Raw genomic sequence first — 21015 nt, forward strand, 5'->3', positions numbered from 1 at the left:
TTATATTGGGTGGCGCAAACTAGCGCCACCTAAATCTTAAATTAGATCTAAACATGAGTAATCCCTTTGAAGAACTTAGCGAAAGGTTATTAAATATTGAGAAGATATTATTTGAGTTGAATTTTAGAGATAATCTTCAATTTAAATCGTCTAATAGCTCTCACCCCTTAACCGTAAAAGAAGCAGCAGAATTTTTAAATTTAGCTGTTCCTACAATTTATAGTTTGGTCAGCAAAAGAAAACTTCCGGTAAATAAAAGAGGAAACAAGCTCTATTTCTATGAACAAGAGCTATCAGAGTGGGTTAAAACCGGTAGAAAGAAAACTTTACATGAAATAGATAATACTGCATTTTTAACAAAAGGCAAAAGCCAGGTTAGCTAATAACCTAGCTTTTGCCTTTATTATAGTAAAACTTAAAAAGAACAAATTTTTAGCTAAAGTCCATTAACTTATCAGCGATTTCCTGCTTCACACTTTCTTCAAATCCGCCCCAGTAACTAAGAGTAGTCTTAAGATCATTATGCCCCAAGCTCTCTTGAATAAACTCAAGACTAGCTCCATTGCGAACAGCGTTTGTAGCAAATGAGTGTCTAGCCCAATAGGTTGAGATATCCTCAGTTAATTTTACTGATTTAGCCAGATTTTTTATGTGTTGATTAATAAAGCGGGTAAAGTTTTTTATGGCTCTATCCTGCTCATTATGATCCATGTAATTAGTAAGGATTGGGAAAACAAAATTACTTAAACCCTTATCAGCGTTACCGTACTTTTCAATTACTGAAAGTGGAAAAGAAGTTAATGCCACCATTATAGATTTATGATTGGATTTTGAAGTATCAACAGTTTTTGCTCTACTAAATATTAATCTATCTTCTTTGATATCCCTGAATTTGAGATTAGCAATATCTTTTATGTTCATGCCATTACAGGCATAGCTAAAAAACCAAAAATCGCGTGCCTTCTCTTGCTCAGGTATTAGTGCTTGAGCTTTAAAAAGTATTCCTAACTGCTCTTTACTTAAAGCTTTTTTAATGTTTTTCCCAGCCGGTATCTGATACTTTCGCTTACCGAACGGATAAGTATCTTTATGTATATCCCCTGTTTCTATAGCATTATTAAATATGGCTCTTAAAGGTCTCAGATAAATACCTACCGTTGTACGGCTCCTACCCTGCTCCTGCATCCAACGCTCATATCGACTAAGGAAGTCTACTGTGATATTATCAAAATACAAGCTATCAGATGAGATCCGGTTCTTGCTGTTTGCATACGCTAACAAGCTCTTTAAGCTTAAGTGATAGCTGGAAGCAGTAGTAACCTTTCCTCGCTCCTGTAGCCCCTTTATATACTCTTTATAGTGATATGATACATCATTTGCAGCTAGCTTATCCCGAAACAATTCTCTTTCAAATTTTTCTAGAATGAATACTTTTAAACTATCTGCTACGTCAATAGCTCTTTGTTCCAAACCAATGAGTTTCAACTTTAAGTCTTTATGATCTCCTCTAGGTTTTGTGGCCTTATATGATCTTTCGAAATCATCCACTGATAAATCAATACCAAGTGGGTAAAGCTTTTGAGTACGCTGTTTACCCTTACTTAAATATACTCTTAGCTTTACCGGAAACAGGTTATTTGTTTTTGCTTTTCTGGTATCTAAGTAAATACTAATGCTTGGCCTCACCATCGTTGATCAATCTTGATATCTATTTTGAAATTGCATACTATTTGCATACGAATATACGAAATAGATATAAATGAATCTTAATCATCAACACTTAAATATGGATCTAAACGTAAATAAACTAACTTTTATAAAATAACATATACCGAATATTATAACTTCGTTCTGACTGTTAATCAGAGGGTCCCTGGTTCGAGCCCAGGAGGGAGAGCAAAAGCCACTTAGAAATAAGTGGCTTTTTTGTTTTTATATAGTTCGCATACGCTGTTTATCTTCTGGTTCGGAGCTGGCAAAACAGAGGGTGCAACTGGCAATCTCTCCGCTAAAGCAGCGGGCTTATCTACTTTAAGTATAGAAATTCAGCAAGTATAAAGAATACGCATTAAATGCTATATTTAGCATTCAATGCCCTTGATGCCTCATACCGCCTGATAACTATGTTAAAACTTGAGACCATTTTCCATAAAGAAGCGCTTTTAGTACAAGTAGATCCGGATCATAATTTTTTAAAGGCCGTTTGGCTAAAGCAACCTACCAGCAGCGAATTCAGAAAGTATATTTTACTGGTTACAGAATATGCCCTGGCAAGGAACATCAAAATTGCGCTTTTCGATATACGTCGGCGCTCTTACATGGAATACTGCGATCAGAACTGGACCCTGAAGGAAATTTTCCCGTTGTTTGAAGGTAATTTCGTAAAGTTCGCCTACCTGACTAAAATTGAAGGCCTGGACCTGATGGATACACTCCGTTTGCAGGAGGCCCAGGACAATTCTACGCTTCAAAAGACAACTTTCAAGATAGAACACTTCCTGGACGAAGAACAAGCACTGACCTGGTTATTCGAATAGCAAACCAGCCGTACGGTTGTTTAAGGACTGTATTGCTTTGATATTTTCCCCTTAAAAGAAGTATCCCGAACAGCAGCTATCGAAACAAGTTATACTTTCAAAGGCTTCTTAAAATAGGTTAAAACATATTCCTTTCTAAAAGCAAAAACACCGTATCAAGCGACCCTTAACACAGTGCTTTTTGCTATACTTTAATAAAATCTTATCCCGGTTTGGTTAGCCCAATTACCAAGACTAGCTGCTATGCAATGTTTTTGTTGTATAACTTCTGTAAGCCCCTTCCATTGATTTGGTTTTCTTTGTCTTCTTTTTCTTATTCCACCATACCAGAAAACCTGTTATAGGTAAGCTGGCACAAATCAGACTAATAAAGAAAGCAAGCAGTTTACCTGGCAAGCCCCCCACTACTCCGATATGGAGATCATAATTCAGCATCACCAACTGATCTGCCAGACTAGCCTCTGCATATCTATCGCCTTTTACGCGGTAGTGTTCCAACGTATATTGGTCATAATAGTACTCGTTGCGGTTATACCACGAACCATGGTTCTGGTAGGCTGTAATTTCAATGGCGTCTTCCTTGTCATGCAGTTCCGGCGTCATGTAAAAACCTTGCGCATTTGGCTCCTGTGTGAGGGTCTTATACCAGGCCTTGTCCAGCACAGATACTGTATCGTTGGCAAGTAAATGGGCTTTAGAAGTATCGGAATGAGGATGATGATGTTCAGGTCTTTCTTCTCCGCCGGAAGTAACATAATAGAGAGAATCAGCGAACCACTCAAAGCTCCAGACCAGGCCTGTTACTGCCAGCACAAACGCTAAAACCAAACTATAGAAACCTACTACATTGTGCAGGTCATAATTAACGCGTTTAAAGCTACCCTTCCATTTTATCTTAAAGCTCTTATCTCTGTTAGATTTGTTCCATTTTTTTGGCCACCACATCACAAGCCCTGTTAGCAGCAGAATCACAAAAATAAGTGTGGCTACGCCTACAATCGGCCTGCCGATATTATAAGGCAACCATAACGCGCGGTGCCCATCAATAATGAACCGGAAGAAATCGAACTGCCCCTCCCCGATGCTTTCCTGTTTTTGCAAAAACTCGCCGGTATACGGGTTCATGAAGATAGCCGTAAAGGTGCGCTTACCATTCTGTTCGCCTTCAAACCCTACCGCCGCCGCTCCTTCTTTGTTACTGTAGGTTAACCCGGTGGGTTCTGCACCGGGCATGTATACATTGGCAGTATCCAGTAACTGGCTGGGTGGCACAAAGGCTTTATCCTGTACTTCTACAAAACGCCAGGGCTCCAGCGCATCTTTTATTTCCTGCTCAAACGCATAAAAGCACCCCGTAATACTCACAATGAATACCACAAGCCCGGAAGCAAGGCCCAGCCAGAGATGCAGCCAGTCATTTACTTTTCGGAAAACACTATTGTTGCTTTTTTTGCTTTTCATATGCAGCGGAAATAAAATAACGGAACGAAATAATACCAGTCTCACCTGAAATGGGTGAGGCTGGTACCTGAACTCTCTTTACTGATTTATAACTTTGAAAAACCGGCTACAAAGGTTGCCTGCACTTCTGCGCCCTTGGTTGCAGTGTAATTCTGCGTATTTATTTTATAAACAAAAATCGCCTTGTTTTCTGGTATAGTCATGTACACGTTGTTGCCATCCTGCAACGCTGCCAACCTGCGCCCCTGGCCGGCGTGCTCTGGCAATCCTTGGATGTAGTTAATGGTTTTGCTGTTCAGATCAATTACAGCCGACTTTAAAGGGCCATCAGTCCAGCTGGCTTGTTGTGCACGATCTGCTGTGTTAATTTCAACAAATACTTTCCCGTTGCCCAGGTACATCATGTGTGAGATTGTTTTGCCACCGGTAACTGCTGCCACATCAAACAGGTAAGACGGATCAATTACCGTCTGGCCGCTTTTAATGCGCACGATACCGGCTGGTTTTGTTGATTGGCTGAAACCATTGGCCTTGTTAGAATGTGACATGGCATATACATCGCCCTGCTCTGTTTTAATTAAAGCCGTTTTTGTGTTAAATCCACCAATCGGACCTATGCGGGTATCTTCGATAACTTTCTGAAACTCGAGGCCGGGATAGGTAAAAACTGCTATTTGCGCTTTATCAGTGTTTGGTGTAGCAAACGTTTTCGGATCAGCAACATAGTAACCTAAGTATAAATAGCCGTTGCTGATGCTCATTCCGGCATAGAAAGGCGCTTTCAGGTTGGTGATAGCTGAAACCGGGTGCTGTTTAGTAGATTTTACAGTAAGGGTATTGGTGTTGAACGTATGGAACTTGATCACATCTGAGTTGGGAGCCATTTCTACGGCAACCAGTGTGTTTTCATCGGCTTTTACAATGTCAGCAAGGCTGTTGGCAAACGATACATCCCCGATCTGCTTCAGTGCTCCTTTTTCATCTCTGGAAATGCCTACCACGTTCACATCATCCAACCCACCAATACTGTAAATAGTTTTGTCGATCTGTGTGAAGTCATAATAACCTGGTTGTTCTATCCCCTGCCCAACGGCCGAAAGCTTGCCTGTCATTACATCATTAAACGGTACCGTGTAGTAAGTAAAAGTAGCATCGTTGGCTTGCAGGGCAATCGAAACTACAAATTGTTCTTCTCCAGTAGTTGGGGTAGGCTCAGCGCTATCATCGCTGCAGGATGTGATAAAGGCTGCTGCACAAAGGCCAAGCACCGACAGCGTCAGTTTTTTTGTAAGGTTGGTTAAGGTCATAGTGTTCTGTGTTTTAGTAAAATTCATAGTTTAAAGGACGTACCGCAGTTTCAGATAAAAAGCACGCCCGGGCTTCTGCAATAAAAATCTATCGAAGAGCAGCTCATCTGTCAGGTTGCGGCACTCTGCCGAAATATTATACTTCCCGTTAGCCAGGCTCAGCAAAACTTCCAGGTTGTGAGATAATTGCCTGGGGATAACTGCTTTGCCTTCTCTGGTACCGTTTTGGGCCCAGGTATAAAAGTATCTTTCCGCGAAGTTGTAGTAGTAGTTCAGGCCGATAGTTGAATTGGGAGCAACCAGATTTTTAAAGGTGAGCCCGGCATTGGCATTGGCAAACAGGTAAGGCTTATTGGGTTGCCGGAAACCTTTGTTAAAATTTCTGCTCCAGCCGCTGTAATCGTCGTAAAGCGAATCAGCCTGGTCTGTTATATCCTGAAATGTGATATTACCGCCAAGGTTCAGTAGCTCGCGCCAGTTATACCTTATACTTCCTTCTACTCCCAGTGTGCGCACTTCACTCAGGTTGCCGTAAGAGGTATATGGGCTGCTAATTTTAACGTTCTGAAAAATAAGGTCTTTTGATTCGCGGTAGATAAAGCTGCTTTCCAGGTTAATCTCGTGGTCCGGAGCAAGCTTGAAACCATAGGCAGCGCCAAGATTAAAATTATCACTTTGCTCGGGTCCTAAATCCGGATTTGCAAGTATAAACAGGCCATCCCCAAAAACTTCGGAAGGTTCAGGCAAGCGGTAGGTATGCTCGTAAGATGCCTTTAACTGCAACGCAGGAAGCAGAAAATAAGAACTTGCAAAGCCATAACCCACTTTGTTGTTGTTCACCTTCACACCCTCTACCCGGCGTGTTTCCGAACCAAAGCCAACTTCTTTACTTGTTTCGGTTGTAAACAAGTATACTTTACCAAACAGCGTGGTCGTCCATTTTTCAGATAGATCCGCTTTGTAGGCTAGCCCTGCTACCTGCTTGTTCAGGCTTTTCGGGAATCGGTTTTCGGGTTTGTCCGGGTCCTCTTTATCAAATGCCTCTCTTCTGAAATAAGAAAAGGCGTAGTTTAAGGCCAAAGAGTGTTTCGGGTTTATAGTATAGCCTATATTTAACTGGCTGTTAAAATCAGTATCATCTAACGTATTAAATGTTCGCAATACTTCCCCGTTTCTGGAGCCACGCGTATAGGTTGTATCGCCAAACCAGTTATATCTCACGCCGCTTAGCGTATCTATTTTTTCGCTTTTCGTATAGTTAAAGGCCGTATTCAGGCTTACGTTCAGCCCTTTGGTAAATAAATCGTCTTTGCTATACTTGAGGGTAGGCACCACCGACTGGCTGTTGCTTAGAATACCGCCGTACACCGATGACATGGTAGCGCCGGTCTGTACCTGCTGGTCGTTGCCGGATGCGATTAACCCGAACAGCAGGTTATCTGCAAACTTGCGGTTTATCCAGCCAGTTTCCAGCATAAGCGTAGCCGAACGGTACCGGTCGTGGAAGCGCTCGACATCTGCATACGTTTCTACGTTGCCGTTTCGTACAATCGGCACCCGTACTTTATAGTTGTTATCGGAGTAGTTGTAGTTGCCGCTTCCCCTGAAAGTAAAACCACTTGCGGGGTTAGTATAAGCGCCATTCAGCGAGGTGCGGTGCGTATTAAAAGACCCAACCGAGTAGGATGCATCCAGGTAATTGGCTTTTTTGCTGGTGATGATATTAACGGCTCCACCCAAAGCATCCGTGCCCAGCCAGACCGGAACCACGCCTTTGTATACTTCGATCCGCTCAATGGTATTAACCGGTATATCGCTGAGGCGGAGCGAAGATGAGAAGTTATTCATCGGCAGGCCATTCAGGAAGAACTTTACCTGGTCGCCGGAAAATCCGTTCAGGCTAAAACTTGCGTTAGAGCCCAGGCCACCCTCCTCCAGTACCCGTACTCCTGCTACCCGGTTTAATACTTCTTTTGCATCTGATGTGCTGTTCTGCAGCGCTTTTGTCGATATGGCTGTAACGGCATAAGCCTGTTGGTTTACCTGCGTCGTAGCAGATTTACCTACCACTTCAGCACTGTTTATTTCAAAAGCTTTCTCTTGAAGCGTAATAGCAACGGTTAGCTGCTCAGAAGCTTTTACCTGTATTGCTTTTTCCTGCGTTTCGAATCCGATATAACTGAAGCTTAACGTATAGGCGCCAGGTGCAACAGCTGCTAGCGTAAACCGGCCATTTGCATCTGTGCTGGCTCCCAAGCCTGCTTCTTTTAGTACCACCGTAACACCGGTCAGGGGTCCGCCGGAGGCAGCGCTAACTTTCCCGGAAACAACTGCCTGATCTATACTTTGGCCCTGTACTATCGTGCACAAACTGAGCAGAGCCAGCGCAAGGGCAAGTAGCTTCGTGTAGGTAATAGACTGTTGCAACGTTTCTACTATTTAGAATGAATTTAAACTATTGCAAATGTAGAACGAAAATCACCCCAGACAAAACTATTTAGACTATTTCTAAATAGTTTTTAGCATTGGTTATTATTTGTCACGATGCTTCTATTCAAATCACCGGAACCGCTATTAGCTATACTTATCATTTCCTATAATAAATTTATCAATTGAAGTTTAAAATAGGCTTTTAACAGGCTTAACTATTGTAACAGCTGGTATCAGTTGTGCATATCTTGTTTAATTTTTATAGATTGGTTTTGCTGTTGCGCTTGGCAATAACTATTTAACTTAACCCTGTGAGTACATCCCAAACGGCTAAGCAGAAGAAAGATCAACTCGTTGGCAGTCTCCGTAACTACCGCGTGTACCATAAATACCTGGGCCTGGGGTTACTGGTTATGCTCATCATCAGCAGCGCAACCGGCTTATTATTAGGCTGGAAAAAGAATGTGGACTTGCTGCAACCTGCCACACAGGATGGCAGCACCCAAAACCTGGCAGCATGGGTAACGCTGGCAAGTATGGCTACCACCGCCACAGCTGCCCTGGATTCTGCCGCAGGTATAAAAAACAGCCCGATAGACCGCCTCGAAGCCCGCCCGGATAAAGGAATAGTAAAAGTCCTATTTAAAGAGGGTTACTGGGAAGTACAACTGGATGGCGGAACTGGCAAAGTATTATCGGTTGCACGCCGCCACTCTGACTGGATAGAACAGATACATGATGGCTCTATTATAAGTGATCTTTTTAAACTGATCACGATGAATGTGCTGGGGCTCGGCTTGCTGATCTTAACAATTACAGGGTTTACACTTTGGTTTTATCCTAAAAAAATAAGACAGTTAAAAGATAAATAAGAATACATTAAAACGAGATTAAACCTTCTCTGATAACTTTCATCTAAACTCATTATCAGAAAACTATAGTCAGGGCATGCATTATTAACACGGTTACCATATGAGAAAAGGTTTACTCACAGGTTTATTCTTTATAACTACCCTTACAGCTTTTGCACAAAAAATGACGGTGCAGGAGCAGGTAACGCACCAGCCTCTCTCATCGGTAACACTACGCAGCAATACGTCTTCCACAACTATACTGACTGATACCAAAGGCCAGGCCGATATTTCCGCTTTTCAGGAAGCTGATAGTATAACGGTTCGCTTTGTAGGGTACAAAACGGAAGTGCTAAGTTACCAGCAGTTAAAGCAAAAAGGCTTTAAGGTTTTTCTGGCTGAAGACAATATTTCTTTAGATGCTGTGGTGGTATCGTCTACGCGCTGGCAACAGGCTAAAAAGGAAGTACCCGGCCGTATTATCACGATCTCCCCTAAAGAAGTTATACTGCAAAACCCACAAACGGCCGCCGATCTTTTGGCCCAGTCCGGGGAAGTATACATTCAGAAAAGCCAGTTGGGCGGTGGCAGCCCCATGATACGCGGGTTTGCAACAAACAGGGTATTACTAACCGTGGATGGCATCAGAATGAATACCGCCATCTTCAGGAGCGGCAACCTGCAAAATGTGATCTCGCTCGACCCCTTTGCAACTGAAAGAACTGAAATACTTTTTGGGCCGGGCTCTGTAACATATGGTAGCGATGCCATAGCCGGTGTTATGAGCTTTTATACTTTGTCTCCGCAGTTAGCAACCGACGGAAAGCTCACTGTAAAAGGAAATGCTGTTACCCGCTGGTCGTCTGCAAACGCTGAGAAAACCGGCCATTTTGATCTGCACGCAGGTTTTGGCAAATGGGCGTTTGTTACAAGCGCCACCTACACGGATTACGATAACCTGAAGATGGGCTCGAATGGGCCAACCGATTATTTAAGGCCGGAGTATGTCGAAACTACCAACGGTCTAGACAAGACAGTTACTAACGCAGACCCGAAAATCCAGGTAAATACAGGTTATAACCAGGTTAACCTGATGCAGAAAGTACGGTTCGCACCCGGCAAAAACTGGGACCTGAACTATGGCTTCCATTACTCTACCACTTCGGATTACGCCCGCTACGACCGCCTGACACGTTATAAAAATAAAGTACTGCAGGCAGCCGAATGGTATTATGGCCCACAGGAATGGATGATGAACAACCTGATCATTAACCAGACTGCTACTACCCCCGTTTACGATAAACTAAGTATAAAACTGGCGCATCAGTTTTTCAGAGAAAGCCGGCACAACCGCGACTACAACAAGCCTATCCGCTACGACCGGCAGGAAAAGGTAAATGCCTACTCCTTTAATGTTGACTTTGAAAAAACGTTAAGCGAAAAGCACCTGCTCTCGTATGGCGCGGAAGCTATCTACAATAAAGTTAACTCTACCGGCGAAGACGTAAACATCCTGACTGCCGTTACTGTGCCCGGCCCTCCCCGCTACCCCGACGACTCAGACTGGAAATCGTATGCCGCTTTTGTAACGCACCGTTATAAGGCAACCGAAAAGTTAAGTATACAATCCGGCATCCGCTACAACCACTTTATGCTGAATGCTGCATTCGATAATACTTTTTACCCGTTCCCTTTTTCAGAAGCGAATATTAACGCCGGTGCTCTGACAGGCAGTACAGGCATAGTTTACAGCCCAACCTCATCCTGGCAGGTAAGCGCCAATCTTTCCACGGGTTTCCGGACACCGAATATAGACGACATCGGTAAGATTTTCGATTCAGCGCCAGGCATGGTTGTTATTCCTAATCCAGACCTGAAAGCGGAGTACATTTATAACGCGGATTTCGGTATTGCTAAAACCTTCGGCAATTTCCTGAAGTTGGATGCTACCGCTTTTTATTCTTACCTGGATAATGCATTGGTACGGCGCAACTTCTCTTTTAACGACCAGGACAGCATTGTATATGCCGGCGAGTTAAGCCAGGTACAGGCCATTCAGAATGCGGCAAGCGCCCGTGTGTGGGGTATACAGGCAGGCGCTGAACTAAAGCTTCTGTACGGCTTTAATCTTTCGTCGCACTTCAGCTATCAGAAAGGCGAAGAAGAACTGGAAGATGGCAGCATTGCACCACTCCGGCATGCGGCACCCTACTTTGGCAGCACGCACCTTACCTATACCATCAACCGTTTCAGGGCTGATTTATACGGTACTTATAACGGTGAGCTCAGCAACGCAAAACTAGCCCCCGAAGAACAGGATAAAGCCTATTTATATGCTTTAGATGAAAACGGGAAGCCCTACTCGCCGGGGTGGGCTACCTTAAACTTAAAAGCACTTTATAAGATAAATGATTACTTACTGGTAAGCGCCGGGCTCGAGAACATTACTGATAAGCGTTATAAGCCTTATTCATCTGGCATCGCCGCACCTGGCCGTAATTTTATTTTTTCGCTCAGGGCTTCATTTTAGTAGCATATATCTGGAATTCTGTACTTTAGAATAAATTTTTATTTTTTTTAAAGACAGATTATACAAACAAATAGTACTAGTTTTTACCAAAGCAGTCAGCAGGACTCTTCCACATCTCAATATTCTTACCCAGCCCATATTGTTAAGTATAAACCTGACTTTTCTGAAGTATTGACACTGTGCAATGCTTCAGAAAAGCCGCTATTTTTAGTTTTATAACTAACACTATAATAGCGCTTTAAAAGTATATTGGGTAATATTGGGAAAGATTGAGAAATATAAATAAATTCATAAGAATTTGTTAGAGATGTCTTGCCACTCGCTAGTGCCCGTTCCCGTTCAGAAATTTAGTAGCAGAGTTTAATATCAGTAACTATAATTTTTTTAGCTATGAAAGTTATTCCATTCAAAGTTCCAGTAACGCAGGCAGAGTCTGTCACTGTAAATGAGGATATTCTCCCTTTCTTTTATGGCCATGTGCACCGGCACAAAGAAATGCAGCTTACCCTGATCCTGAAAGGAGAAGGCACTCTTATCGTCGGGAATTATACACAGGCCTTTAAGCCGGGCGATATGTATATCATCGGTGCCAACCAACCTCACATTTTCAGGTCTGATGACAGCTATTACCGGGAAGTGGCCGTTGATAATGTACATGCTATCCATATTTTTATTGAGCATGAGAACACGCTGCAGTTCCTGAGCAACTTGCCCGAGATGGAATTCATTAAAAAGCTAATGGATAATACGCTCCCTGGTCTGCAGGTTCCGGACGAATATCTGGCACATGCTTCCCGAATGTTCTTAAAGGTGAACCGGGTATCAGGTTTTAAAAGACTGATCACTTTTATAAAGCTAGTCAGATACCTGACCGAAGAGGTAAAGCATTACAAGTCGCTATCTACGGGCCACGACAATATGCCTTTTAGCGGCCCCGAAGATAACCGCATGAACCAGATCTATGAGTATACCATACAGCATTATTCTGAAAACATTACACTCGAAAGAATTGCTGCAGTGGTACATATTACGCCTCATGCTTTCTGTAAATATTTTAAAAAGCACACCCGCAAAACGTATAAGCACTTCCTGAACGAAGTAAGAATAAATGAAGCCTGCAAAAAAATCATTAACGGCGATTTCGATTGTATCTCTTCTATAGCCTACGCTACCGGTTTTAACAGCCCCATCAACTTTAATAAAGTGTTTAAAAAGATGACGGATAAATCTCCGAGTGAGTACATAAAAGAGTACAAGCACAACTGGGATAACGCCGTCAGGATGCTGAAAGAGCCCGCTTAATTATACTTGATTTATACTTTAAAAAGCCGCCGCATTGATCAGAATTATACTTTAAAATATCACCTCTAAAACTATAAAGACATAAACAAGAAAGGCAAGCTATACGGCTTGCCTTTCTTGTTTATGTAACCTTACAACTTCTTGGTTCTACTTAGTGCTGATGCGGGTCTACGCCGGGTTGTGTTATCTTAAATCCTTTCTTTTCCTTATCGGCAGCTACCATCTTTTTAACCTGAGCCAGCAGCTCTTTTGCATCGTAAATAATTCCGTCTTTGATGGTATACTTTACACCACCTACGCGGGTAACTTTGTTGTTTTCCACGAGCCGGATAGCGCCTGTGCCGTAAAGCACTTTAAAATCTTTCAGCGGGTTTTCTTCTACAATCACAAAGTCGGCCAGCTTCCCAATTTCAACGCTGCCTATTTCCTTTTCCATGCCTAAAAGCTCTGCTCCGTTTAAGGTAGCAGCCTGTATTACTTCCAGTGGGTGAAAACCAGCCTCGCGCAACAACTCCATTTCGCGCGGATAAGCAAAGCCGAACAGCTCGTAAATAAACCCGGAATCAGTGCCAACGGTTACCCTGCCGCCACGGTTCTTAAACTCGTTTACAAAAGCCATCCATAACCTGAAATTTTCGCGCCATTGTACTTCCTGCTCTGTTCCCCAGGCGTGCCAGTATGAGCCGTGTGCATTCCAGCTGGGTTCGTAAAATTTCCAGAGTTCGGGCATGGTATAGTCTTCGTGCCATTCGGCGCGGCGGGCACGCATCAGGTCGCGGTTTGCCTCGTAAATATTAAAAGTAGGGCTCAGGGTAAAATCCAGTGTGATGAGCTCATCCATTACCTTGTTCCATTTCTCTGAGTTGGGCGCAGCTGCCTGCTTCCATAAAGTACCGGCATCACCGAAACGATCCTGTTCGTTTGTGTAGTTATAATCCAGGGAGTAATGCTGAATGGTACGGTCTGTAAACATGGCTTCAGGCAAACCATACCAGTGTTCCAGCGAACTTATTCCTGCCTTTGCGCTGCTTAGCGCGTTCCAGCGTGCTACATCGGTTTGGGCATGGTGTATGGCCGAGCGCAACCCCAGTTTCTTGTTTTGTTCGGCGGCTGCCTGCATAATTTCCGGCGCAGCGCCAAAAAACTTAATGCCATCAGCTCCCGCTTTTGCATTTTGTTTTACCCAGTCACGTGCCTGCTTGGCTGTTGAAATAGGCGTTTTACTTCCCATCCCAAACCGGGTATAGGCTTTGATGCGTGGTGCTGTGATGGTGTTTTTTTCGCTTTTCTTTTTCTGATCCAGGGTCCATTGCAGGCCGTTGCCAGCCGATGGCTCCCGGATGGTGGTAACACCGTGCGCCATCCAAAGTTTGTAAACATAGCTGGCATCTGCTCCGTTGTTTCCGCCGATGTGGGCGTGGGTATCTACAAAGCCAGGCATCAGGTACATGCCGGCCGCATCCAGTTCTTTGCCTCCTGGTTTCAGTTGTGGCCGACGGGAGGCTTCTATGGGCAAGCCTGTGGTACCAACTACCCGGATATCGGTGATGCGGTTATTTTCTACTACAATATCTACCGGCCCAAGCGGAGGTGAACCGGTGCTGTTTACAAGTATAACGCCCCTGATGATCAGTTGCGGCCAGGGGCCTTCGCCTTCCTGCCTGCCCGGCACTTCCGGAATTTGCGCTATACTCCAAAACTGCGTTAGAAAACAGACGAGCAGTAAAATACCGGTTTTATACTTTGTCATAGAAGGATGCATGAAGTGATGTATACTTTAAGGTAAGTATAAAAGCAAAGGCCTTTAAACCTGACAGATCATCAGCATTTAAAGGCCTTCGCTTATTTATACTTATTTCGTTAACTGGCTGGTAGTTGTGCTTCTGTCGCCTGCTCTGCCGCGAATGTACTGGGCCGGCTGGCCTGGCTTCGGAAGCGACTTTTGAATAAACACGCGGATATCTTCGTTTGAAGTAGCCAGGTCTTCGCTGCGCAGGTACATCATGTGCCCGCTGCGGTAAGCTCTAAAACTCATACGGTCTTTCAGTTTTCCGCCTGGGTCCATTTGCCACATGTTATACTTGGCATTAAAGTAATCGCAGGCGCCATCGTAGTAACCGGCCTGTACCATCAAATGTAAATTAGGATTCTGAGCCATGGCCTGACGCAGGTTCTCGCCGGTGTTGTCATCGCTGTTATCCCAGGGGCGAACAGGGCCAAACATGTTATACTTTATATCAGTTTTATACTTGAGGTGCTCCTTAATATACATGTTGATGGCGGGCGTAAATGAGTGCAGCCATGAGGTAAGTTCAGGAGAATAATCCGGGCGTAAGCCAACTTCCTGCTTATCGATACCCAGGTAGCGGGAATCCAATCGGCCAATGGTGTAGCCTTCTTTACGAAGTAGCTCTTTCCAATAGAAAGCAGGTGGCACGTTCAGGTTTTGTTGTAAGATGATATCTTCGGATAAGCCTGAGAAACGGGCCATTTTAGCGGCAATCTCTTTTTTCTTCTGGTCCCCTAAATTCCATCCTCTTGCAATGGCCGGCAGCAGTTCGTTTAAAGTAAATTCTTCTACTTCAGGCAGCATATCGGTGAGGTCTTTTTGCTGCAGGTCCGGGCTTAGCGCTTTGTGGTGCCAGGCAGTTGCGGCATAATATGGCAGCATGTTAGCCATTTCTACAGGTCCTTCGCGTTTAATGCCCAGGTCTGTTGGCGATACCAGTATAACGCCGTTCAGGTACATCCAGTGCGAGTTCTGCAACTCTAAAGCAAGGCCCGATACGCGGGTTGTTCCGTAGCTTTCGCCGATCAGGTACTTAGGAGATGCCCAACGGTTTTTACGGCTTACAAAGGTATTGATCCAGCCGGCCAGGTACTTGATATCGGCATTGATGCCAAAAAACTTCTTCTGGGTGTCTTCTTTAGATAATGTGCTTACTGCTCTCGAAAGGCCTGTGTTTACAGGGTTTATATACACAATATCAGCTACATCAAGTATAGAGTGCGGATTCTCTTTTATGCCATAAGGCTGTAGTGGATAACCTTCATCATCGATATTTAAAAGCCGCGGGCCGGTGTAAGCGATGTGCATCCAAACCGAAGCGGAACCAGGTCCTCCGTTAAAAGAAATGATCAGCGGGCGGTTGGCTTTGTCTTTCACATCTGTGCGCTCATAGTAGGTATAGAACAGGCCTGCTATAGGTTTCCCGTCTTCATCCCAAACCGGCTGCGTACCCGCTGTAGCGGTATAGGAAATGCGCTTGCCTTTAACGGTTACCTGGTGTTTTGTTGTAACCGTTGAGTCGGTTTTAAGGGTAATGCTTTGTGCTGAAAGAGGCAGGCTAAAAACAGCCAATACCAGTAGTAAGGTAAAGAATTGCTTCATGTTAGTTTATCATTTTATCAGACTTAAAAACTACACTGCTCGGGGCAAACTGCAAGGTCCGCTATTACAGTAAGTTATACTTTGCGTTTGAAGTATAAAAGCATTCCCCTGTGCGGGGAATGCTTTTATAAAATAATTATTGACGGGTATCCCAGAAAACTCTCTCCAGCATGGTTTGCTTCTGTTTTGCGTTCGGGTTACTGGTTATTTCCGAAACAGGATAGAACAGCGATCGTGGCAACTCATCGTAAATGGCAACCGGTGTTTTTAACGAAGTAATAGCAGGATACCCTGTTCTTCTCCAGTCGTTCCATGGCTCCATCATCACACCAAAATTAGCGATGTACTTCTCCATAATGATTTGCTCGAGTTGCTGTTGCTGCGAGCCAGCTAACGTACCATTGGCGGTAATATAAGCTTCTGTTTCAGCAGAACTAATACCGGCATCACGCATCGAAGCTCTTATTCCTTCCTGAAAGAAGGTTTGCACAACGCCTGGCGAACCAAAGCGTAACGCAGCTTCGGCTCTTATAAAGTTATACTCTGCAAAGGTCAACAACCGGATCGGGGCATCTCCACCATACAAAATCGCATCGTCTCTTAAGCTGCCATCTGCATTAACCTTTGCTGGGTCCACGGCTGTTGGTGTTCCTTTCAGGAAGCGGTGCAACCTAGACACAGAGGTAGTCGGAGGGCTATCTATACTTTGCCCTTTATAAGTAGGGTTAATTGCATTGTAAGGATATGATACAAAGTATGAAGCGCGTCTTGGGTCAGCCTTTGCGTTCATCATATCTACAATGGTGCGGTTCGGAAACAGTTGGTTCTTAAACTGGCCGCCTTCAATGCTGGTAAGCGGGTTCTGCCGTTGTGGCTGGTTCAGGAACATCATCTCGAAGTTATCGGCTGGTGAGGTCATGAACTCGGCTCCGCTATTTATCAGCGCGTTTATACCCTGTGCTGCAAACGCAGGATCTTTCTCGCTGTAATGCAGGTACATGCGCAGTTTTAAAGTATTAGCAAAACGGGTCCATTTTACTGCTCCTGTTGCCCAGTCCGAAGTCGGGTAGATAGTTGTGTAGCTATTTGGCTCCAGCACAGAAGCTGTTGCATTCAGATCTGCTATTCCTTCATCTATTATCTTAAAAAGAGCCGGGTAAATAGCGGCATCATCATCAAACTTCGGATAAAAATTAGCCTGAAATTTGGATGCTTCTGAAAACGGCACATCACCCCATGCATCCACTGTTACCTGGTAGGTAAAAGCTTTCAGTATTTTGGCAACTCCTGCATAGTGGGGGCTACCCTCCGCACTGGATTTATTAATTACCTGCTCCAGGTCGGCGAGGATAACAGAAAATATCCTGTTCCAGAGGTTATTTACGTCCGAGTTATTAATGTTGTAGCGCTCATACTCCTTAGTGGTACTTGGGTTAGCAGGCCCCTGACCAGAAAACTGCTGCATAATCAGGGCGCTGTAGCGGAGCATATCACTGCCTCCTATAAACCCAATGTTAACTGTAGCGGCAGGCAATACCTCAGAAACACGCGCTTCCCTGATGTTATTTGGATCATCGTTTACATCAAAGAAACTTTCGCAGGAAGTAAACATCAGTCCAACTGATGCTAGTGCTATATATAGTAATTTGTTACGTTTCATGGCGGATAAGTTAAATTAGCTGAATACTTTAATTAAAACGTAGCTCTTAGGCTTGCTCCTACTGTTCTGGCAACCGGCTGTATACCAAATTCCAGACCGCGAGAGTTACTTACACCCAGCAGGTTTTGCTCCGGATCAAGGTCCGGATAGTTAGGTGCATAAGTAATCAGGTTACGTCCGTATATTGATAGCTGCAGCGATTTTACGAAACCTGTTTTGGACAGTAAAGCCTGTGGCAGGTTATAGCTGAGTGTGGCCTCTCTCAGCCTTGCAAACGATGCATCACGCACATAACCTTCCCAGGCAACATACTTGCCTCTGGTGCCCCAATACTGTTGCGCCGTTACCTGGATATCATTTGGTCTGCCATCTTCCAGCACGCCTTCGAATAAATATGGTGTAGTTGGTGTACCGTCTGCATTAAAGCGTGGGTATTCTGCTGTTTCTTCGGCTACGCCATTAATTCTAAGATCGCCTACTGTTCTGGATAAGATGTCTCCTTTATACTTCACATCAACCAGGAAAGACAGGTTAAAGGCTTTGTAAGAGAAATTATTGGTAAGGCCTGCTGTAAATTTAGGGTTAGGGTTACCAATTATGCCAACGCCTCTCGGGTCTACGCGCGGCAAGCCATCCGGACCAATTACCATCTGGCCCTGGTCGTTACGCTGATAGCGGGTAGAGTAAATCAAGCCATACTGCTGGCCAACTACGGCACGTGTATCCGGTGAAGTAAAACCTCCCAGTACAATAGCTGTAACGCCTTCCGTCAGTTCATCAACTTCTGTTCTGAAAGTGGTAAAGTTCAGAGTTGTTTCCCAGCTAAAGTTCTGGCCTTTGATAGGTGTACCGGATAATAATACTTCGAGACCTTTAGTAGATAGTTTACCGGCATTTGTGATAGCACTTGTAAAACCGGATGAACCAGGAACAGGAACAGCAAAGATCAGATCACGGGAATCTCTTCTATAAACAGAAGCATCCAGGAACAAACGATCTCCGAAAAAGCTTAGTTCTGTGCCTAACTCGATCTCACGTGTAAACTCCGGCTTCAGATCGTACTTTCCTGCCGAGTTATCATACGTGTACCCTGCCAGTCCATTAAAAGGGAAGTTTACTAATGTGGAGTTGAAACCATCAGTAGCACTTGCCTGGCCATAGTATGTATAAGTCTGGTAAGGTTGTGCACCCTTGCCTACTTCACCTACGTTAGCTCTGATTTTGGCTGACGTAAGTATATCGCTCTTAAGGCTTGGGAATGCTTCCGTAGGAACAAAGCTCACTGCTACCGCCGGATAAAGGATAGACCGGAATTCTGGTGATAAGGTAGAGGAGTAATCGTTACGGGCTTTCAGGTTTAGTGTCAGGAAGTTTTTGTAATCAATTACAAAATCCCCGAAGTATCCCATCAAACGGCGTCTGGTTATACCTGCCGAAGGGTTGTAAGACAGAAAGTTTTTCAGGTTATCGAAGCCCGGCACTACTATGCCCAGGCCAATAGCCTGCAACGTGTTATCGTAGTTTGTAACAATCTCGTTACCCAGTGTTACGCCTACTTTAAAGTTATCGCCTATATTGCGGTTACCCGTTAAAGTAAAATACGTGTTAATGTCCCGCGACAGTACTTCTCTGTCTCTTATACCACCTTTACCAGCAGAGCTTGTATTACCATTGCCTCTGATGCCTCTGTTATCAAAACCTTTGCTTTTGGTAGAGTATACATCGCCACCCAGTTTCAGGTCCGCACGCAGCCAGTCGGTAAAATCGTAGGCCAGGTTAATGTTACCATAGAATCGGTTTGTTTCTTCATTGTATAACACGTTGTTAATCGCCCAGTATGGGTGATCCTCGGCGGCAAACCATAACTGGTTACCAGACTCGTCCTCATAAGGTAAGCCGGATAAGTTATAACTACGTGGGGTATAAATTCCTCTCCAAAGCGGGTTTGAGCCCTGGTTACCAGCCTGTGATCTTTCTGACTGGTTATTGATATAAGAAAGCGATGTATTGATGGTAAACTTATCGGTAATGCTGGTTCCGGCGTTTACACTGAATGTATTCTTCTTCAGTTCGTTTCCGGGTACCAGTCCGGTCTCGTAGATATTACCATAGGATACTCTGTAGTTGAACTTATCGGTAGCGCCCGAAAAGCTGATCGTATTCTGGGCATACTTGGAGCTCTGCAGAATGTCTCGTACGTTATCCGGATAGGCTTGCAGGGTTTCGTCCTGGCCTAAGAAGTTCTTTACTGTTTGGCCATTAATGCGTGGGCCCCACGAACCGGCATAGTTACTTAAGTAATTACCGGCGTTACCCTGTGCATATTCGTTCTGGAATTCAGGGAAACGGTTAACCGTGCCTACACCATAGTTAGAAGAGAAGGTAATCTGGCTTTTCGTTCCGAATTTTCCTTTTTTTGTCGTGATCAGGATTGCGCCGGAAGCCGCTCTGGACCCATAAAGCACAGTAGCCGCAGCACCTTTCAGTACACTTATACTTTCAATATCATCCGGGTTGATATCGGATGCCCTGTTAGAAGTGGATACACCCGTATTTACCGAGTTATCGCCACCGGCATTATCAATCGGTACACCATCTATTACAAATAGTGGCTGGTTACTACCTGTTATACTTGTAAAACCACGGATGGTAATGTTTGAGCTGGAAAGCCCGCCACCTGTTCCAGATATCTGCACACCTGCCACTTTACCGGCCAGTGCGTTTGTAACATCTGCTACCGGCGATTTGGTTATGGCCTCAGCGCCTACCTGTGTTACACCGTATCCCAATGATTTTTTATCACGCTCAATACCAAACGAGGTTACCACCACTTCCTGGAGTTGCCTGGTGTCCTGGCTGATGGCAATGTTGTACACGTTCTGGGCAGTCACTTTTACCTTCTGCGTTGCAAAGCCGATAAAAGACACAGATAGTGTCGCGCCTTCCGGGGCCTGCAATGTAAAATTGCCTTCCACATCGGTTTGGGTACCCCTTGCGAGGCCCTCTACTACAACTGTTACACCCGGCATCGGGGAGTTATCTTCCTTTGAGGTAACTTTACCTTTGATTTCCTTATCCTGTGCATAAGATATACTATAGATACTTAAGAACAGGAGAAATAAGAGTAGCTTTTTCTTCATAACATTCAGTTTTATTTCCTAATGAAATATACCTATTAAAGTGGTAGGTTGTGAGTGTGTTATCCCGAAAATGGCCCTTATATTAACTTTAGTTTAGTAACAGACAATTTTTATTAACCTGAATACTCTAACTTGAATCCAGATTAGTAATCAACCTATTATCATCGGCCAGAATACCTAATTAGGCGAAACAGGCTGATAAAAAGGAGGTGCCTTTATCTGATGATATTATAGTTATACAGGTGTAATGCAGCAGGAAATGAAGGGTGTTGAAGCAGGTTTATACTTCACTTTTAAAGTATAAAATCAAAAATTAAGCCACTGTAAAACACCCGAACTACTCCTTATATTATATACCGGATTTTTAAACGAATTTTACTTACCACTTATCAAACTAACCTAATCA

The 21015-nt window shown here is 44.0% G+C and carries 13 protein-coding genes; 5 read left to right on the forward strand and 8 right to left on the reverse strand.

Annotated features, from left to right (window positions below; genetic code table 11):
- The first annotated feature begins 53 nt into the window (after positions 1 to 53).
- Positions 54 to 383 (forward strand): helix-turn-helix domain-containing protein, encoded by a 330-nt coding sequence (locus DP923_RS03160; protein WP_112304256.1) that lies wholly within the window; start codon positions 54 to 56, stop codon positions 381 to 383.
- 49 nt (positions 384 to 432) lie between these two features.
- Here DP923_RS03160 and DP923_RS03165 read toward each other — a convergent pair whose 3' ends face one another.
- Positions 433 to 1686 (reverse strand): tyrosine-type recombinase/integrase, encoded by a 1254-nt coding sequence (locus tag DP923_RS03165; RefSeq protein ID WP_112304792.1) that lies wholly within the window; start codon positions 1684 to 1686, stop codon positions 433 to 435.
- Positions 1687 to 2123: 437 nt separating this feature from the next.
- Between DP923_RS03165 and DP923_RS03170 the strand changes: the two genes are divergently transcribed.
- A complete protein-coding gene (locus tag DP923_RS03170) occupies positions 2124 to 2537 on the forward strand; it encodes a hypothetical protein (RefSeq protein WP_125047627.1) in 414 nt (137 codons plus the stop codon).
- A gap of 234 nt (positions 2538 to 2771) precedes the next feature.
- On the opposite strand, the gene DP923_RS03175 is transcribed toward DP923_RS03170, so the two are convergent.
- The 3 genes from DP923_RS03175 to DP923_RS03185 all read right to left on the reverse strand — a co-directional run bounded on the left by DP923_RS03175 (position 2772) and on the right by DP923_RS03185 (position 7732).
- A complete protein-coding gene (locus DP923_RS03175; RefSeq protein ID WP_112304260.1) occupies positions 2772 to 3998 on the reverse strand; it encodes a PepSY-associated TM helix domain-containing protein in 1227 nt (408 codons plus the stop codon).
- Positions 3999 to 4084: 86 nt separating this feature from the next.
- Complete coding sequence (locus DP923_RS03180; RefSeq protein ID WP_112304793.1) at positions 4085 to 5305, reverse strand: DUF4374 domain-containing protein; 1221 nt, start codon at positions 5303 to 5305, stop codon at positions 4085 to 4087.
- A 30-nt stretch (positions 5306 to 5335) separates the two neighbouring features.
- Positions 5336 to 7732, reverse strand: a complete 2397-nt coding sequence (locus DP923_RS03185) for a TonB-dependent receptor (RefSeq protein WP_239020919.1) — start codon at positions 7730 to 7732, stop codon at positions 5336 to 5338.
- A gap of 314 nt (positions 7733 to 8046) precedes the next feature.
- Between DP923_RS03185 and DP923_RS03190 the strand changes: the two genes are divergently transcribed.
- The 3 genes from DP923_RS03190 to DP923_RS03200 all read left to right on the forward strand — a co-directional run bounded on the left by DP923_RS03190 (position 8047) and on the right by DP923_RS03200 (position 12418).
- A complete protein-coding gene (locus tag DP923_RS03190) occupies positions 8047 to 8607 on the forward strand; it encodes a PepSY domain-containing protein (RefSeq protein ID WP_239020920.1) in 561 nt (186 codons plus the stop codon).
- Between the two features lie 100 nt (positions 8608 to 8707).
- Complete coding sequence (locus DP923_RS03195) at positions 8708 to 11116, forward strand: TonB-dependent receptor (protein WP_112304262.1); 2409 nt, start codon at positions 8708 to 8710, stop codon at positions 11114 to 11116.
- 390 nt (positions 11117 to 11506) lie between these two features.
- On the forward strand, positions 11507 to 12418 hold the full coding sequence (locus tag DP923_RS03200; RefSeq protein ID WP_112304264.1) for an AraC family transcriptional regulator: 912 nt from the start codon (positions 11507 to 11509) through the stop codon (positions 12416 to 12418).
- A gap of 151 nt (positions 12419 to 12569) precedes the next feature.
- On the opposite strand, the gene DP923_RS03205 is transcribed toward DP923_RS03200, so the two are convergent.
- The 4 genes from DP923_RS03205 to DP923_RS03220 all read right to left on the reverse strand — a co-directional run bounded on the left by DP923_RS03205 (position 12570) and on the right by DP923_RS03220 (position 20609).
- A complete protein-coding gene (locus DP923_RS03205; protein ID WP_112304266.1) occupies positions 12570 to 14168 on the reverse strand; it encodes an amidohydrolase family protein in 1599 nt (532 codons plus the stop codon).
- A 102-nt stretch (positions 14169 to 14270) separates the two neighbouring features.
- Complete coding sequence (locus DP923_RS03210) at positions 14271 to 15809, reverse strand: S10 family peptidase (protein WP_112304268.1); 1539 nt, start codon at positions 15807 to 15809, stop codon at positions 14271 to 14273.
- Between the two features lie 136 nt (positions 15810 to 15945).
- Positions 15946 to 17469, reverse strand: coding sequence for a SusD/RagB family nutrient-binding outer membrane lipoprotein (locus tag DP923_RS03215; protein WP_112304270.1), 1524 nt, complete (start codon positions 17467 to 17469; stop codon positions 15946 to 15948).
- A 32-nt stretch (positions 17470 to 17501) separates the two neighbouring features.
- Positions 17502 to 20609: a SusC/RagA family TonB-linked outer membrane protein gene (locus DP923_RS03220; protein ID WP_112304272.1), complete on the reverse strand. Its 3108-nt coding sequence runs from the start codon at positions 20607 to 20609 to the stop codon at positions 17502 to 17504.
- Between the last annotated feature and the right edge of the window lie 406 nt (positions 20610 to 21015).

Origin of the sequence: Pontibacter arcticus (genome assembly GCF_003284895.1) — a bacterium.
GTDB classification, from domain to species: Bacteria; Bacteroidota; Bacteroidia; order Cytophagales; family Hymenobacteraceae; genus Pontibacter; species Pontibacter arcticus.